This window comes from Enterobacter sp. ECC-249 (assembly GCF_043965265.1).
In the GTDB taxonomy this organism is placed as follows: Bacteria; Pseudomonadota; Gammaproteobacteria; order Enterobacterales; family Enterobacteriaceae; genus Enterobacter; species Enterobacter quasiroggenkampii.
In genome coordinates this window covers 1,027,175-1,044,238 of record NZ_CP143660.1, presented here as the reverse complement: position 1 = coordinate 1,044,238, position 17,064 = coordinate 1,027,175, and the positions used below count along the sequence as shown (strand labels likewise).

Sequence of the window (17,064 nt, the reverse complement as noted above, 5' to 3'; positions counted from 1 at the left end):
TAACTGAAGTCTAACAGAGAACCGTTTTTCAGTGCGCGTCTTAACTGGTAACATTAGCCTCTTTTTTTAAGGAGCCTGACATGACTAAGCAGCCCGAAGACTGGCTCGACGACGTTCCCGGTGATGACATCGAAGACGAAGATGATGAGATCATCTGGGTCAGTAAAAGTGAAATTAAACGTGACGCCGAAGAGTTAAAACAGCTTGGCGCGGAAATGGTAGAACTGGGTAAAAACGCGCTGGACAAGATCCCGCTCGACCAGGATCTGCGTGATGCCATTGAACTGGCACAGAAAATCAAAAAAGAAGGCCGTCGTCGCCAGCTTCAGCTTATCGGGAAAATGCTGCGTCAGCGCGATGTCGATCCGATCCGCCAGGCGCTGGACAAGCTGAAAAACCGCCACAACCAGCAGGTTGCGTTTTTCCATAAGCTTGAGCATATCCGCGATCGCCTGATTGAACAGGGTGATGATGCCGTACCGGAAGTGCTGAACCTGTGGCCGGATGCCGACCGCCAGCAGCTGCGTTCCTTGATCCGCAACGCGAAGAAAGAGAAAGAAGGGAATAAGCCGCCGAAGTCTGCGCGCCTGATTTTCCAGTATCTGCGCGAGCTGTCTGAGAACGACGAGTAATCCGCTTCCCTCACCCCGGAGGGGCGAGGGAGAAAAGAACGTAGGCCCGGTAAGCGCTAGCGCCACCGGGCTTTTTTTTTACGCGTCGGCAGCCGCTTCCGCTTTTTTCGCCAGCCCGTCCAGCAGCTTCTGATGGATCCCACCGAACCCGCCGTTGCTCATCACCAGAATGTGGTCGCCAGGCTGAGCCGCTTTCACCACCATATCCGCGAGCGCATCCACATCTGCACTCCAGTGTGCCGGCTGAATGCAGGCATCGGCCACTTCCGCCACCTGCCACGGAATATGCTGCGGCTGCAGCAGGAAGACTTCATCAGCACGTCCTAACGACGGCGCCAGATCGTCTTTGCAGATGCCCATCTTCATGGTATTCGAACGCGGTTCCAGCACCGCCAGAATGCGCGCGGTACCGCCGACCTTGCCACGCAGGGCGGCAAGCGTGGCCAGAATGGCCGTTGGGTGGTGCGCGAAATCGTCATACACGGTAACGCCGTGGGCTTCACCGCGCAGTTCCAGACGGCGACGGGCATTGATAAACGAGCCCAGCGCATTGGCCGCATCCGCAGGCAGAACGCCCACGTGACGCGCCGCAGCAATAGCCATCAGCCCGTTGTGCATGTTGTGCTCGCCCACCAGGCCCCACTTCACCTCACCCACTTTTTCACCGTCGAGCAGCACTTCCCACTCGGAGGCATCGGCGTTGAGTTTCTTCGCCTGCCAGTGGCCCTGCTCGCCTACCAGCTCCTGCTCGCTCCAGCATCCCATCGCCATCGTCTGCTTCAGGTTGATGTCGTTTTCCGGCAGGATGATGCGGCCCTGGCCCGGAACAATGCGCACCAGGTGGTGGAACTGTTTCTGGATCGCTTTCAGGTCGTCAAAGATATCCGCGTGGTCGAACTCAAGGTTGTTGAGAATCAGCGTGCGCGGGCAGTAATGCACGAACTTAGAACGCTTGTCGAAGAACGCACAGTCGTATTCGTCGGCTTCGATCACAAAGAACGGGCTGTCACCCAGACGCGCAGAGACGTCGAAGTTGCCCGGAACGCCGCCAATCACGAAGCCCGGCTTGTAGCCGCAGGCTTCGAGGATCCAGGTCGCCATTCCGGCGGTGGTGGTTTTGCCATGGGTACCGGCAACGGCAACCACCCAGCGGTCGCGCAGGACGAAGTCATGCAGCCACTGCGGGCCGGACATGAACGGAATATTGCGTTCCAGTACCGCCTCGACGCACGGATTGCCGCGGGTCATGGCGTTACCAATGATCACCAGGTCCGGCTCGGGATCCAGCTGGCTGGCATCGTAGCCCTGAATTAAAGCGATGCCCTGTTTCTCCAGAAGTGTGCTCATTGGCGGATACACATTGGCGTCCGAACCTGTCACCTCATGGCCCAGCGAGCGCGCCAGCATTGCCAGTCCGCCCATGAAAGTGCCACAAATCCCCAATATATGAATGCGCATACGTCACTATCCTTCTTCAATGTGGCGCACATTTTACTCACATGTCAGCGGGTGTGAAACGCATTTCAGGAAAATCCGTATCCTGCTGGCGCGATTCACCTCTGCGCTACTATTTGAATATTTGTTAAGATTGTTGGGCTTTAGTCGTTTTAGTGAACATACAATCGCTCTACTCACAAAGATGCAGGGAAAGTGTTATGAAAACGTTAGGTGAATTTATTGTCGAAAAGCAGCACGAGTTCTCTCATGCTACCGGTGAACTCACTGCTTTGCTGTCGGCAATAAAGCTGGGCGCTAAGATCATCCACCGCGATATCAACAAGGCCGGTCTGGTCGATATCCTGGGTGCCAGCGGTGCCGAGAACGTTCAGGGCGAGGTTCAACAGAAGCTCGATCTGTTCGCAAATGAGAAACTGAAAGCTGCACTGCGCGCGCGCGACATCGTTGCGGGTATCGCCTCTGAAGAAGAAGATGAAATTGTTGTTTTCGAAGGGTGTGAACACGCTAAATACGTTGTTCTGATGGATCCGCTCGACGGCTCCTCCAACATCGACGTTAACGTTTCTGTTGGTACCATTTTCTCCATCTACCGCCGCGTCACGCCTGTTGGCACGCCGGTAACCGAAGAAGATTTCCTGCAGCCGGGCATTAACCAGGTTGCTGCCGGTTACGTCGTTTATGGTTCCTCCACCATGCTGGTGTATACCACCGGATGCGGGGTTCACGCCTTTACGTACGATCCTTCACTGGGCGTTTTCTGTCTGAGCCAGGAGCGCATGCGCTTCCCGGAGAAGGGCAACACTTATTCCATCAACGAAGGCAACTACATCCGATTCCCGAACGGCGTGAAGAAGTACATTAAATTCTGCCAGGAAGAAGATAAAGCGACCCAGCGCCCGTACACGTCCCGCTATATTGGCTCTCTGGTAGCGGATTTCCACCGCAACCTGCTGAAAGGCGGTATCTACCTCTACCCAAGCACCGCCAGCCACCCGGACGGGAAACTGCGTCTGCTGTACGAATGCAACCCGATGGCGTTCCTGGCCGAACAGGCGGGCGGCAAGGCGAGCGACGGTAAAGAGCGTATTCTGGAGATCGTGCCGGAAAGCCTTCACCAGCGCCGTTCATTCTTCGTCGGCAACAACCACATGGTTGAAGACGTTGAACGTTTTATCCGTGAGTATCCGGACGCGTAATACCTCTCTACAGGGGGGCCGTTCTGGCTCCCCTGGTCATTTATATATTTTACCGTATAAGTGTTTATAAAAAACATGCTTTAATATTCACCACTGCTCCTGCATTATTTCCATAACAGTTTGACAGATATTTCGTGGAGCAGAATCGCAATGAAAAATTATTCCCGTGCTAATACCGGCATTGATTTAAATCTTATCCCTGTATTTATTGAAATCGTCCGCTGCGGCAGCATGGCAAAAGCCTCTTTGCGTCTTGATATGTCACGTCCGGCGGTGAGTCTGGCCTTAAAGCGTTTTAACCAACTGTTTGATGAGCCGTTATTTTTCCGTAAAGGTTTATATCTTGAACCGACGGAAAAAGCGTTAGCCTTAACCAGCTCACTGGAAATATTAATGGGCGAAATTCACGATAATATTGCGGCAGTTAATTCCGGGAGAAATAATACCCCGGCACAGAACGTACCGGGGCTGGTTAATATTATGCAGCGGTCTGAGTCGTCACTTTGAATGATGACATAGCTTCCATCAGCTGACGCGACTGCTCCTCAAGGGAGCGGGTCGCGGCGGAGGATTGCTGCACCAGTGCCGCATTCTGCTGGGCGGTTTCGTCCATCTGATTCACCGCAATATTCACCTGCTCAATGCCGCGGCTCTGCTCCTGAGACGCGGTGGCAATCTCTCGCATCAGTTTGGTCATGCGCAGCACTTCTGTTGCGATCTCATCCATCGTTTCGCCAGCCTGCTGGGCCAGCTCGCTGCCCTCGTTAACGTGGGTTTGCGAATCACTGATAAGCGAGCGGATCTCTTTCGCCGCGTCGGCGCTGCGGCTGGCAAGGTTTCGCACCTCGCCCGCAACGACGGCAAACCCGCGCCCCTGCTCGCCCGCGCGCGCCGCTTCCACGGAGGCGTTTAGCGCCAGAATATTGGTCTGGAAGGCAATGCCGTCGATCACGCTCAGGATGTCGGCGATACGCGCCGAGCTGCCGGAGATATCGCGCATTTTTTCAATCACGTAGCAGACCATTTCGCTGCCGTGATCGGCCGTGTCGGACACCGACTTCGCCAGCTGGTGCGCCTGCTCGGCATTATCGGCATTGAGCTTCACCGTCGCGGTGATCTGTTCCATGCTGGCCGCCGTCTGCTCAAGCGACGTGGCGGTGGATTCCGTACGCTCGGCAAGATCGCGGTTTCCCAGCGTCAGCTCGCGGCTACCGGTGTCAATTTGCGCGCTGGCATCGCGTACCCGCACAACCGAGTTCATCAGCGACTGTCGCATCTCCTCTATCACCGCGTTAAGGCGGTTAAACTCCTGGCTCGCGGGAGCATTAGGCGTGTGGGTTAAATCCCCGGCCGCCACGTTCTCCAGTTGAGCAATGGAGGCCGAGAGCGGCTTGAGCAGCATATGGCGCAGCACCAGCCAGGCGAGTACGATAATGCCCGCCGTCAGCAGCGCGGCGACGATAATCAGGATCAGGACGCGGGTTTTGCTCGCCTGCACGGCGCTCACTTCCGCCTGACCACGCGCTTCGCTCCACTTCTGAAACGCCTGCATATCGTTATCAAACTGCTTCGCCACCGGGATCAGCGTCTTCTCCAGCAGATCGTAATACCCGTCGGCGCTCTGGTCATTGAGGGTTTTCAGCATCGGGTTGATCCCCTGCTGGTTATATGTCGCCAGGCTGGCTGACACTTTGTCGAGCAGCTGTTGCCCCTGCTCGTCAGCCACGCCGCCGTCGATCACGCCTTTCAGCGTTTTCTGAGCCAGGGCAACTTCCTGATTGATGTTTTTTACCGCCCTGGCCGCATCGTCCAGCATGCCGATTTCCATCATGCGGACGGCCTGGCCTGCCTCATTGCGCGCGCGCAGGATCAGCGTATAGCCTGAATTAAGCTGCACCATCTGCTCACCCTGAAGGTGATTAATCCGCTGCAGCGAAGAAGAACTCTGTGTGAGGGCATAAATGCCAATGCCGCTGACAATCAGCAGCAGAAGGGTCATAACGGCCAGTAAAGAGAGCAAGCCGGTACGAATCGATAGCGTTTTAAGCATGATATTATTTCCGGTAGCGAGATATTTCTGGGCATAAAAAAAGAGTATCGGCCGCTACCGGAAAATGTTTAGACTTTAAGCAAATTCAGCGTGTTATCGCTCTGTTACCGATGTGTTTACGCGGGTAACAGGCGAGCTTTGACGGTTCTCCCACAGCACCGTCAGACCACGCTGCAGGGCAATAAAAATAAACAGCAGAATGCCGATGGCGATCTTTGTCCACCAGGAGCTGAGCGTGCCGTCAAAGTTGATATAGGTTTGTATCAGCCCCTGGATCGCTACGCCGAACAGCGTCCCCAGCACCGTACCCACCCCGCCGCTGAGCAGCGTACCGCCGATAACCACAGAAGCAATCGCATCCAGCTCAACGCCCACGCCTGCAAGGGCATAGCCCGCCTGGGTGTATACCGAGAAGACGATACCCGCCAGCGTCGCCAGGCCTGTCGAGAGCATATAGATGCGGATGGTGGTGCTGCGGGTGGAGATCCCCATCAGGTTTGCCGACGTGGCGTTACCGCCGATGGCGTAAACCTGATTGCCAAACCGGGTACGATGGGCGAGAAAAATGCCAATCACTACCACCCCCAGCATCAGCAGCCCCATCGCGCTCAGACGACCGCCGCCGGGAATTTTCCACGCCAGGCTGGAGAGCGTGTCGTACACCGGATGGTTAATCGGGATCGACTCTTCCGAAACCAGATAGCTCACCCCACGGAGGAAGAACATTCCCGCGAGGGTAATAATAAACGCCGGAATTTTTAACGCGTCGATCAGCAGTCCCATAAAGGCGCCAAACGCGCAGCCCATCGCCAGCACCAGCGGAAACGCCACCAGCGGTGAGATGCCCCAGAAGCCGATCGCCTTCGCGAGGAACACGCCCGTAAACGCGATCACCGAGCCGACGGAGAGGTCGATCCCGCCGGAGAGGATCACAAAGGTCATCCCGACGGCGATGATGCCTAAAAAGGCGTTATCGGTCAGAATATTGCAAATCACGCGCGTCGAGGCAAACCCCGGAAACTGCGTCAGACAGTAGAGATACCCCAGCACAAACACGCCCAGCGTGATCATCAACGGCAAATTACGTTTTATCATGGCCACGGATCCCCTTAATGATGCTGACAAAGCGCGGCGACTGGACGATCAGCACGCAGAGCACGACCACCGCTTTCACCACCTGGTTGAGTTCCGGCTGGAATCCCGAAAGCAGGATCCCGGTGTTCATGCCCTGAATGATCAGTGCGCCGATCACCGAGAGCAGCAGGTTAAAGCGCCCGCCCATTAGCGATCCACCGCCGATGACCACCGCCAGGATGGCGTCCAGCTCCAGCCAGAGCCCGGCGTTATTGGCGTCGGCTCCGCGAATATCCGCCGCAACGATGACCCCGGCAATGGCGGCGCAAACGCCGCTCAGCACGTAGGTCAGCATCACCATCAGCCGCGTGTTGACCCCGGCGTTGCGCGCGGCGCGGATGTTGATCCCCACCGCTTCAATAAACATGCCGAGCGCCGTTTTGCGGGTGAAGAGCCAGAAGACAACGAGCGTGACCAGGGCAATAATCACCGGCGTCGGGAAGAACAGAAGGTTGCCGCTACCGAGCCACGCCAGGCTCGGTGAGTTGAAGGTAACAATCTGGCCGGAGGTAATCAGCTGCGCCACGCCGCGCCCGGCCACCATTAAGATAAGGGTGGCGACAAAGGGCTGAATTTTCAGCACCGCCACCAGAATACCGTTCCATAATCCGGCCAGCACGCCGGTGCCTAAGGCTGCCAGCAGGATCACCGGCAGGCTATGTCCGGCCACGGTCATGGAGGCGGCCGTAGCCCCGGCGATAGCCATCACCGCGCCGACGGAGAGGTCAATCCCACCGGTTGCGATGACCAGCGTCATCCCGATGGCCAGCAGCGCCACGGGCGCGGCACGGTTTAAAATGTCTATCGGGCTGCCAAACAGGCGGCCATCCTGCACGATGATCTGGAAGAAATGCGGCGCGACCAGGCTATCCACCAGCAGAACCACCAGCAGCGCCGCGATTTGCGGCGTGCCGGTTGGCCAGCTGAAGCGGCGCTTTGACTCACCGGTTTGCGAAAGCGAACGGGGCATCACGATTCACTCCTTATGCCGCGATGGCATTCATGATCGCCGGAACGGACAGCTTATCCAGCGGGATCTCTGCCACCTGCTTGCGATCGCGCATGATGATGACGCGATCGGCATAGCCCACCAGCTCTTCCAGCTCGGACGAAATCACCAGCAGCGCCAGGCCGTCCGCACACAGGGTTTCGATAAGCCGGATAATTTCGGCGTGCGCCCCCACGTCAATGCCGCGGGTCGGTTCGTCGAGGATCAGGAACTGGGGTTTGGTCAGCAGCCAGCGCGACAGCAGCACTTTTTGCTGGTTACCTCCGGAGAGAAATTCAATGGGCTGTTCCGCGCTCGGGGTGCGGATGCCGAGCTGGCGGATAAAGCGCTCGGCGATGGCGTTTTGCTCTTTACGGGGGATCGGCCGCAGCCAGCCGCGCTGGGCCTGTAGCGCCAGAATGATATTTTCGCGCACCGAGGCGGCGGCAATAATACCGTCCGTTTTCCGGTCTTCCGGGCAGAAGCCGACGCCAAGACAGGAGGCCTGATGCGGCGATCGCAGGGTTTGCGGTTTGCCCTTGATCAGCGCGCTGCCGCTGTCGGCCGGCTTGATCCCGAATATCACCTCGGCGGTCTCGGTTCGACCCGATCCCAGCAGGCCTGCCAGCCCGACAATTTCGCCCGGGCGCACCTCAAGGTTAAACGGCGAGATCACCCCTTTCTTGCCGTAATCGCTGAACGCGGCGACCGGCTTCTCGCTCAGCAGCGTGCGGCCCGCGCGCTGGAGGGCGTTAGTTTCCAGCTCGCGGCCCAGCATCATTTTGACCAGCTCGATCTGCGGCAGCTCGCGGGTTTCACGGCAGCCGACAAAGCTGCCGTTGCGCAGCACCGTAATGCGATCGCTTACCTCATATACCTGATCGAGGAAGTGGGTAACAAAGATCAGGCTGACGCCCTGATCGCGCAGCTGGCGCATCAGGGTAAAGAGCATTTCCACCTCCTGGGTATCGAGGCTGGCGGTGGGTTCGTCGAGGATGAGTACCTTCGCGGAGAGATCGATCGCGCGACAAATGGCGACGATCTGCTGCATCGCCACGGAAAAGCGGTTCAGCGGCTCGCGGACGTCGAGGGAGAAGCCGTAGGATTCCATCAGCTTTGTCGCCCGCGCCTCCATCTCTTTGCGGCGCAGCAGGCCAAAACGGCGTGGCTCACGGCCAATAAACAGGTTATCCGCCACCGACATATTCGGCAGCAGGTTCACTTCCTGATAGACCGTCCCGATCCCCAGCTGCTGGGCATGGGCGGTGTTTTTTGGCGAAATTGCGTTGCCTTCCAGCCAGATAGTGCCGCGATCGGCGTGATACACGCCGGTCAGGGTCTTAATCAGCGTCGATTTTCCCGCGCCGTTCTCCCCCAGCAGCGCCATGATCTCCCCGCGCCGCAGGCTGAAATCAACGTTATCCAGCGCCTTTACGCCGGGAAAGAATTTACTCAAGCCCTCTGTGCGGAGGATTTCCTGGTGTTGTTCAGTGGTCATGGTTTCCCCCTCACCCTGGCCCTCTCCCCGGAGGGGAGAGGGGATTGATCGTGCCAATTGTAAATATCCAACTCCGCCCTGCCTTTCTCCCTCTCCCCTCCGGGGAGAGGGCTGGGGTGAGGGGCGTGCTTAATAGCCCATATTTTTCTTCTTCTCTAACTCTTCTTTCGCCGTGTCAGGCAGGTAGAGCGTGGATTTGGTGACCGTCACTTTCTCCGGCATCGTGCCGTCTTTCTTGAATTTCTCCAGCGCGTCGAATGCCGGACCCGCCATGTTTGGCGTCAGCTCCACGCTGGCGTTGGCTTCTCCGTCGATCATCGCTTTGTAGATGTCAGGCACGCCGTCGATAGAGCCGGTGAGGATATCTTTGCCCGGCTTCAGGCCCGCTTCTTTAATGGCCTGAATCGCACCGATCACCATGTCATCGTTGTGGGCGTAAACCATGCAGATGTTCTTGCCGTTGTTTTCAGCCTTAATGAAGCTCTCCATGACCTCTTTACCTTTGCTGCGGGTAAAGTCGCCGGACTGAGAGCGGATAATCTTGATGTTTGGCGCTTTAGCGATGGCTTCAGCAAAGCCTTTTTTACGGTCGATGGCCACGCTCGCCCCAACGGTACCCTGCAGCTCAACAACGTTACACGGCTTGCCGTCGACCTGTTTCACCAGCCAGTCGCCAATCAATTGCCCTTCCAGCACGTTGTTGGCCGTCACGGTGGTCATATAGAGAGATTTGTCTTTGACGTCGATGGAACGATCGAGCAGGAAGACCGGAATCTCAGCGTCTTTCGCTTCCTTCAGGACGGGTTCCCAGCCGGTCGCCACGACGGGGGCAATAAAGATGGCATCCACGCCCTGGGCGATAAAGGAGCGCACGGCTTTGATCTGATTCTCTTGTTTTTGCTGACCATCGGCGATTTTCAGGGTAATGCCGCGTTTCTGAGCTTCGCTTTTCGCTACGTTGGTTTCTGCCGCTCGCCAGCCAGATTCAGAGCCGACCTGCGAAAAACCTACGGTTAAGGGAGCGGCCATCGCCATAGACGACATGGCTGCCGAAACTGCTGTGACCAGGAGTAAGCGCTTCCACATATGAACGTCCTCGTAGGGTGAGTTATTGTTGGTTAAAAGATGTTCTGCGGAATGACTATAGCCCATGAAATATGTAACGAATTGCGTTACATCACACTTCAGAAAAGTGAATAAAACGTTAATCACAAGTTTGTAATCGCTTTCATTTCTCCATGAAAAATGCGGCTGAGTTTATGGATTTTTCTGTCATGGAAACGGTCTGAAAAGTGGGAAGAACGTGGAGAGAAGGCGAAAACAGGCGGAGACATTCAGCGCGAGTTGGCTATAATACCTGCCACTTGTTTACCATCCATTTTAAAGGACACCGACATGAGCTTACTCAACGTCCCAGCGGGTAAAGAACTGCCAGAAGACATCTACGTAGTTATCGAAATCCCGGCTAACGCAGATCCGATCAAATACGAAGTGGACAAAGAGAGCGGCGCCCTGTTCGTAGACCGTTTCATGTCTACCGCGATGTTCTACCCGTGCAACTACGGTTACATCAACCACACCCTGTCTCTGGACGGTGACCCGGTTGACGTGCTGGTCCCAACGCCATACCCGCTGGAGCCAGGCTCCGTCATTCGCTGCCGTCCAGTTGGCGTGCTGAAAATGACCGACGAATCCGGTGAAGATGCGAAGCTGGTTGCGGTACCGCACACCAAGCTGAGCAAAGAGTACGATCACATCAAAGATGTGAACGACCTGCCAGAGCTGCTGAAAGCGCAGATTACTCACTTCTTCGAGCACTACAAAGACCTCGAAAAAGGCAAGTGGGTTAAAGTTGACGGCTGGGACAACGCAGAAGCGGCGAAAGCAGAAATCATCGCCTCTTTCGAACGCGCTGCTAAGAAGTAATTCTTACTGCTGATTAAAAAAAGCCCCGCATGTCGGGGCTTTTTTGTGGCTGGAACATGTAGGCCGGGTAAGCGCAGCACCACCCGGCAAGAGGCGTAAAAAAACAACGCCACCTCACGGTGGCGTTGTTTTTTTTCAGTACTGGTCTCTGTCTAACCAGTTACCGCTTACAATCCGCGTTAACCCTTCGACCGGACGCTGGTAGACATACATCCACGCGCTTCCGTACGGCGTCTGGATCAACTGGCGTGCGTATTCACCGCCCCTGGTGCGCAAGGCATCAAGTTCGGCAAGTGTCGCGTTATCAATACGATAGACTTCACCCTGTACTGTTCCTTCGCCGGGAACCGCGCCTGGATAGTGGCCCAGGCTGTACAACTGGTAGTTCTCGATATTGTAATTCCCCAGCAGCAGGGCGTTGGTCATCCAGTGACTGTTGCCTTGCTTGGTTCGTAAACTGCCGTAGACAAATATTCGCATTGCTAAAACTCAAACTGATAGAGCAGATCAAGTGCCTGGTCTATGCCGGACACTGCTTCCAGATATAGCTTAGGCATCAGGCGATAGCGTAACGTGAGTGTTGCCAGTGAGTCAAAGATCCCCACACCATATTTTACCTGCAGACCCGGCAGTACATAACCGCTGACCACCACCTGCGAGGAGTCACCCACGCCCTCGGTGTCCAGCGCCAGATTGCTTACGCCGAACGTCTCGCCGATTTTACCCACAACCTGCCCACTTTGTGCAACCCCCAGACCCACTAACATGGAGGTCATCGCCGCGCTGTCACTCTGACCGCTGCTCAGACCTTGTCCACGCAGCAGATAAGAGAGGGCTTCCTGCTGCGACATCGCCGGGTCAGAGAAGATCTCCGCCTTAGGTTCGTCAGCAGAACCAGTGACGCGAACGCCAGCTATGACGTTGTCTTCCGTCGCTTCCGGGTTACGAATCGCTTCGATGTTCAACAGGGGTTGATCGGGTGGACCGGAGAACAGCAGCTCGCCTTTACGGACAATCAGATCCTGACCATAGGCGTGGAAACGTCCTTCAGGAATATTAATTTGCCCGTTCAGGCCAAGACCTTGTTTATCCTGCGCCACCTTCAGGTCGCCCGTAAGCCTCGCCTTCAGCCCAAACGCATCCAACCGCACGTTATTCCCCACGTGCACGGTAAGGTTACTATTAATCGGTATGCCAGCGCTCTTCTGTTCAACAGGTTTCAGATTTTCATTGAGCATAACTTCATCACTTGAGACGCCGACCGCACTTTCCGGCACATCGTGAACCACGATGCGCGCCCACGGCACGTCGACGCGACCATCAAGCGTAAAGAGGCTTGGCGTGGCCTCAAAGACCACATCAGGCGAGACGTCCAGACGCACCATCGGCGGTACGGTGATGCGCACCTTACTGCCCTTCGCGGCAATACGGGCGCGCCAGTTGTCGAGCTGGCTCCAGTCCGCGTCGCCGCTCAGGTTGATTTGCCCTTGCTGCGTCAGCACCGAGCCACTTAGCGTTGAGCTCATGCCGTTGAAGTTCATGGCGATCTGGCTGGGCTGCATGTCAAACGGCATGAAGTTGCCGTCAATATCCACGCCGCTGAGGCGCAGCTGGCCGAACAGCTGAGGGCTTTGCGCGTTGCCGGCCAGGCGCAGGTTGGCATTCACCATGCCCTCGGCTTTTTCCCCGCGTGCGAAAATCGGGTTCACCATCGCCAGGTTGAAGTTACGGATGTTGACGTTGCCGCCCAGATTACGCCGTCCCTGCGGATCGGTAATCTGTACCTGCCCGTCCAGCTGACCGTTATTGGTGAGGCGAATCAGCCACCCCAACTCCGCACGGTTGTTATGCAGATCCGCGCTCAGGTTCAGAGTGTCGAAGGCCACCGGCAGCGGCGCGTCATTCACCTCCTGCGTCACCTTCACGTTACGCCCGGACAGCGTGACGCTGCCCTGCGGCAGCCCCTCTTTGGTGGTGTCCCAGGCGACATCAGCTTTCCCGCTGAAGACGCCGCTGGCCTGGGTGGTATCCGGCATAAACGGCTTCAGCATCGCCAGATCGAAGCGGTTGAGGTTGATCTGCGCGCGCCCTTCCGCGCCCGCATCGATGGTTTGCGGCACGCACAGTTCCGCATTCGGGTTGGTCCAGCAGTGCGGCCCAATGCTGATCTTCTGCTCGGCGTTGCGGTAATCCAGTGCGATGGAGCGCGACAGCGCCAGCGGCCCGACAGGCGTATTGAAGCGGGTGTTATCCAGCGTCCCTTTCCAGCGCTCCTCTTTGCGGTCGAAGCTGCCGGTCAGGTGCAGCTGGCCGGAGACCGGCTCGCCCTGCACCCGTAGCTGCAGGTCGTGCTGCTTCTCGTTCCCTTTCGCGTCCAGGGTGACCAGGCTGATGTTCACGTCCGGCTGAGAAATGCGCTCCACGCGCAGGTTCAGGTTACCGCCGATCTGGTCGGTGGATTTCACATCCCCTTCCACGCGAACGCGGGCAACGCTCAGTTCCTGCCAGCGCAGGTTATTGGCGGTGATATCCGCCAGCAGCTGCGGCGCGTCTACCGTGCCGCGCACCTTCACGAGTCCTTTCGCCGTACCGCCAAGCCCCGGCAGGGCGTTGTCGAGATTCGGCGCGTCGATGGTGGCATCCAGATTGAGATCTTTCACCCCCAGCTCGCCTTTGATATCCGCCGTGTTGCGGCCCAGCGCCACGTGCAGGCCGGGGATAACCCACTGCAGATAGCTGTTGCCTTTCACTGAGCCTTCAACATTAACCTTGTTCTGCTTCACGTTCCCGGTGAGCTTAATTTCCGGCACGTCCATCTGCCACGTACCGCCGTACAGGCTACCGCGCGTTTTGATCAGGCCATCCAGCTTCGACGGCCAGTCCGGCACTTCTTTGGCGGTGTTAATGCCCTTCAGCTTCAGCTCGCCGCGCCAGCTGATCGCCTGCTGCCAGTCGAGCAGCGCGGTCAGCTCGGTTTTGCCCTCCAGCGCCGCGACGGTCAGCTTGTCGAGATTGACCTGCTGTTCGTTGCCCTTCGCATCCAGGGTGATGTTCGCGGGCGGTACGCCCTGCCCCTTCACCGCGGTGCGGAACGAGAGCGTATAGTCGGTCATCTTGCCGCTCAGCTTTAGCTTCAGGTCATCGGCCTGGAACTGCTTTTCGCCGGTGAACGGCCAGGAAAGCTGCTTGCTGACAACCTCAAGATTGATCGGCAGCCCGGCTTCCGCCAGCTGGGTTTGCGCACGCAGGGCCATATCCACCGGGCCGGAGAGATTCACGCCGACATCCAGCTTATCGCGCAGCGCCCCGCCTACTTTGACCTTCACCTTTTCGCCTTTCAGCGGATCGATGTTAAGCGCGCTGTTGAGGGTGATATCCACCGGCCAGTTATCGCGCAGCAGCGCATTACCCGACGCATTCACCGAGCCCTGATTGGTGTCGATATCCAGCGCGTCGAGCTTCATGTTGCCGTCAATGCTGCTGACTTTCAGCAGCATAGTGTAGACCGTCAGATCGGTATCGCCGGTCAGGCGCAGCTGCTCGCCTTTGAACTCCTCAATGTTAAGGTTCAGCGGCAGATGAACGTCGGTCATTTCCGGCAGCACAGGCTTCGAGAAGAGATCTTTCAGCGTTTCGCCCAGCGGCTTTTCTTCCGGCTGCGGGTTCTGAATCTTCGGCTCGACGATCTCTTCCTGCGCTACGTCGGCCACTTTCGGCAGCGCGATCAGCAAGCCCTGCAGGGACGTTGGCGTCAGGGTGAGGTTTTTCTCCTGCCAGCGCAGGCCGGAGGTGAAATCCATCACGGACACGGTGGTGTCGTCGATTTTGATATTGACGTTATCGAGCGCCACCCGATAGAGCGCGATCGGGTACGGCGTGGAGAGATTCAGCGGGCCGCTGTCCTCTTCCTCGACCGGCGCAGACTTCGGCATTTTTTTCGAATCTATCGCCACGTTAACGTCTTTAAGCGACAGATCGTTGACGCAGAGCTTGCTGTCACGCAGACAGCCCAGCTTCACCGCGAGATGAAACTCCCCGGCGTTCACCGCCACGCCCGGCTGCTCGTAGCGGATGTTCTTCAGACGCAGATCGCGCCAGCCGCCCGTTACCTGACCAATCTCCAGCCCCGGCACCCAGCGGTTCGCGGCGTTAAACAGCAGATGCAGCCCGGTCGTCGTTCCCACCAGAAACGCCACCGTACCGAGCAGCAGCACGATAAAAATCAGCACCCCGAGGCTTATTTTCTTCCATAAACTCATAATTCAGGCCCCAGACCGATGTAAAACTGTAATCCGTGTTCATCTTTGTCGCCGACAGGCACGGCGAAGTCGAGCTTGATGGGCCCGACGGGTGACTGCCAGCGTACGCCCACGCCCGCGCCCGTTTTGAAGTCGCTGCGGCGGATATCGTTCACCGCTTCACCGCCGTCAACAAACATGGCGCCCCACCACTTTCCGCTGACGTTGTACTGGTACTCCAGCGATCCCGTTGCCAGTTTGGACGCACCGGTTAGCTGGCCCTTTTCGTTCTCAGGTGAGATCGATTTGTACTTATACCCACGAATGCTGCGGTCGCCCCCGGCAAAGAAGCGCAGATCCGGCGGAACGCGCTCGAAGTCTCCCGTTTCAATCCAGCCGAGATTGCCGCGCATCACAAAGCGGTGTTTGTCATACAGCGTGCGGATCCAGACGTTTTGCGCCTGAATGACGGAGAAATCTACGTCGGAGCCCCAGGCGGAGTTGGAATAATCGATGGAGTAGCGCTGCGAGTCGCCCCATGTCGGCATCAGGCCCCCACGCGAGCGGGTGCGGCTGATCATCACTCCCGGATAAAGCAGCATGGTGGTATTGGTGACGTTGGCCTGGGTAAAGTGGTCCAGGCTCCAGCGCAGGTTAATGGCGCGCTGCCAGCCGCTGGAGAGATCCCAGAAGCGGGAGACGGCAAGCGTCGTAGAGTCCTGCTTGGTGTCGTTCAAATCGGTGCGCTTAAAACCGCCCTGCAGAAGGTAATATTGCTCAAGCGGATTTTTCAGCAGCGGCATTTTGTAGCTGAAATCCAGCTGCTGTTCGGGCGCAGAGAGGCTCAGGCTGGTGGTCAGGCTGTGGCCGTACGAGTTCATCCACGGTTTTTTCCACGAGGTTTTCACGCGTGGTCCGACATCCGTCGAGTAGCCAACACCGGTCTCAATGGTGTTCTCGGTGCGCGGCGAGACAACGCCATGCAGCGGCAACACCTTGGTTTTGCGAGACTTATCAAATTCCGGCGCGACAACCACGGAGTTAAACCAGCCGGTAGCGGAAAGACGACGGTTCAGTTCCGCCAGGTCCCTCGACTGGTAGTAATCCCCTTTTTTGAACGGCACGAGGTTTTGCAGGTACTCTTCGCGAATTTGCGAACCTTCAAATGTCACATCGCCAAAGCGGTAGCGTTCCCCGCTGTCGTAGTCGATATCCCAGAAGGCCTGACGTCGATCCAGCGCAATGCCCAGCTGGCTTTTATTGAACTGGCTGTCGAAGTAGCCCTTACGCAGGGAAACGCTGGTCAGCTCTTTTTTGAAATGGTCGTAGTCGCCGTGATTAAGCACGGTGCCGACTTTCGGCCGCGTGCTGAGCAGATCCAGGTAATCCCGGTCGGTACGCGCCCCGCCGCGCAGGATGACGTTCGTACCGCCAATCAGTACCGGTTCGCCCGGCGAAACGCGGGCAATAAGAACCTGGCGCCCCTTCTTTGGCGGCGGACGGAGATCGAAATCAATGGTGGGTTCGTAATACCCAAGCGCTTTTAGACCTTCACGGATGGCGTCATCGACGCGCGCGCGAAAACGCCGGTCCGGCGTCACCTCATCACTCTGGATGGTCGATAGCTGCGCACGCACGTTTTTTTCCAGCGCCCCGGATAACCCCTCAACCTGCAAACGGACATTCGCCGCGCTGGCAATCCCGCTTGTCAGCAACACACTGACCAAACATAACTGGCGGATTTTTGTCACGTTTTCTCCTGAATATCCCTGTTTCCACCCTGGAAGCAAATGAAGTGCCGCTCCGCGGCAAAATACGGCCTGTTGGCCAAAAACCCGAATCGCGGGTTGAAAATGGGTGTAACACCCAAATATTTCTTATGATTAAATCTAGTCTCATTCAGCGCATTTATTGTGTTCAATTAAACGCTTCGTGACAACCTTA

Annotated in this window: 13 protein-coding genes; 4 read left to right on the top strand and 9 right to left on the bottom strand. The window is 57.0% G+C overall.

The annotated features are described in order from the left end of the window. Positions 1-80 precede the first annotated feature (80 nt). Positions 81-632 (top strand): ribosome biogenesis factor YjgA, encoded by a 552-nt coding sequence (gene yjgA / locus V1587_RS05030; RefSeq protein ID WP_371899584.1) that lies wholly within the window; start codon positions 81-83, stop codon positions 630-632. Between the two features lie 78 nt (positions 633-710). On the opposite strand, the gene mpl is transcribed toward yjgA, so the two are convergent. Then, positions 711-2,090, bottom strand: a complete 1,380-nt coding sequence (gene mpl, locus V1587_RS05025) for a UDP-N-acetylmuramate:L-alanyl-gamma-D-glutamyl-meso-diaminopimelate ligase (protein WP_371899585.1) — start codon at positions 2,088-2,090, stop codon at positions 711-713. A 197-nt stretch (positions 2,091-2,287) separates the two neighbouring features. Here mpl and fbp point away from each other — a divergent pair, with 197 nt between their 5' ends. Together fbp and V1587_RS05015 are read left to right on the top strand one after the other, a co-directional pair. Then, positions 2,288-3,286, top strand: coding sequence for a class 1 fructose-bisphosphatase (gene fbp / locus V1587_RS05020; protein WP_008501416.1), 999 nt, complete (start codon positions 2,288-2,290; stop codon positions 3,284-3,286). A gap of 150 nt (positions 3,287-3,436) precedes the next feature. Continuing rightward, positions 3,437-3,793, top strand: coding sequence for a LysR family transcriptional regulator (locus V1587_RS05015; RefSeq protein WP_371899586.1), 357 nt, complete (start codon positions 3,437-3,439; stop codon positions 3,791-3,793). On the opposite strand, the gene V1587_RS05010 is transcribed toward V1587_RS05015, so the two are convergent. The 5 genes from V1587_RS05010 to ytfQ all read right to left on the bottom strand — a co-directional run bounded on the left by V1587_RS05010 (position 3,765) and on the right by ytfQ (position 10,042). After that, positions 3,765-5,336, bottom strand: coding sequence for a methyl-accepting chemotaxis protein (locus tag V1587_RS05010; RefSeq protein WP_371899587.1), 1,572 nt, complete (start codon positions 5,334-5,336; stop codon positions 3,765-3,767). The genes V1587_RS05015 and V1587_RS05010 overlap by 29 nt on opposite strands. A 93-nt stretch (positions 5,337-5,429) precedes the next feature. Beyond that, positions 5,430-6,431, bottom strand: coding sequence for a galactofuranose ABC transporter, permease protein YjfF (yjfF, locus tag V1587_RS05005; protein ID WP_023293434.1), 1,002 nt, complete (start codon positions 6,429-6,431; stop codon positions 5,430-5,432). Next, positions 6,418-7,443, bottom strand: a complete 1,026-nt coding sequence (gene ytfT / locus V1587_RS05000) for a galactofuranose ABC transporter, ATP-binding protein YtfT (RefSeq protein WP_024907286.1) — start codon at positions 7,441-7,443, stop codon at positions 6,418-6,420. Before ytfT ends, yjfF begins: the two co-directional genes overlap by 14 nt. Positions 7,444-7,453: 10 nt before the next feature. Continuing rightward, entirely contained in the window at positions 7,454-8,956 is a 1,503-nt protein-coding gene (gene ytfR / locus V1587_RS04995; protein WP_371899588.1) for a galactofuranose ABC transporter, ATP-binding protein YtfR, read from the bottom strand. Positions 8,957-9,085: 129 nt separating this feature from the next. Beyond that, entirely contained in the window at positions 9,086-10,042 is a 957-nt protein-coding gene (ytfQ, locus tag V1587_RS04990; protein ID WP_014882271.1) for a galactofuranose ABC transporter substrate-binding protein YtfQ, read from the bottom strand. A gap of 309 nt (positions 10,043-10,351) precedes the next feature. Between ytfQ and ppa the strand changes: the two genes are divergently transcribed. Continuing rightward, the gene (gene ppa, locus V1587_RS04985; protein ID WP_010427397.1) at positions 10,352-10,882 is read left to right on the top strand and encodes an inorganic diphosphatase; all 531 of its coding nucleotides are present in this window, start codon (positions 10,352-10,354) and stop codon (positions 10,880-10,882) included. A gap of 135 nt (positions 10,883-11,017) precedes the next feature. Here ppa and V1587_RS04980 read toward each other — a convergent pair whose 3' ends face one another. The 3 genes from V1587_RS04980 to tamA are packed head-to-tail and all read right to left on the bottom strand — an operon-like array spanning position 11,018 to position 16,871. Continuing rightward, positions 11,018-11,362, bottom strand: coding sequence for a gamma-glutamylcyclotransferase (locus tag V1587_RS04980; RefSeq protein ID WP_014830431.1), 345 nt, complete (start codon positions 11,360-11,362; stop codon positions 11,018-11,020). A gap of 2 nt (positions 11,363-11,364) precedes the next feature. Beyond that, a complete protein-coding gene (gene tamB, locus V1587_RS04975) occupies positions 11,365-15,141 on the bottom strand; it encodes an autotransporter assembly complex protein TamB (protein WP_371899589.1) in 3,777 nt (1,258 codons plus the stop codon). Further along, entirely contained in the window at positions 15,138-16,871 is a 1,734-nt protein-coding gene (gene tamA, locus V1587_RS04970) for an autotransporter assembly complex protein TamA (protein ID WP_371899590.1), read from the bottom strand. The genes tamB and tamA overlap by 4 nt, the downstream gene beginning before the upstream one ends. Between the last annotated feature and the right edge of the window lie 193 nt (positions 16,872-17,064).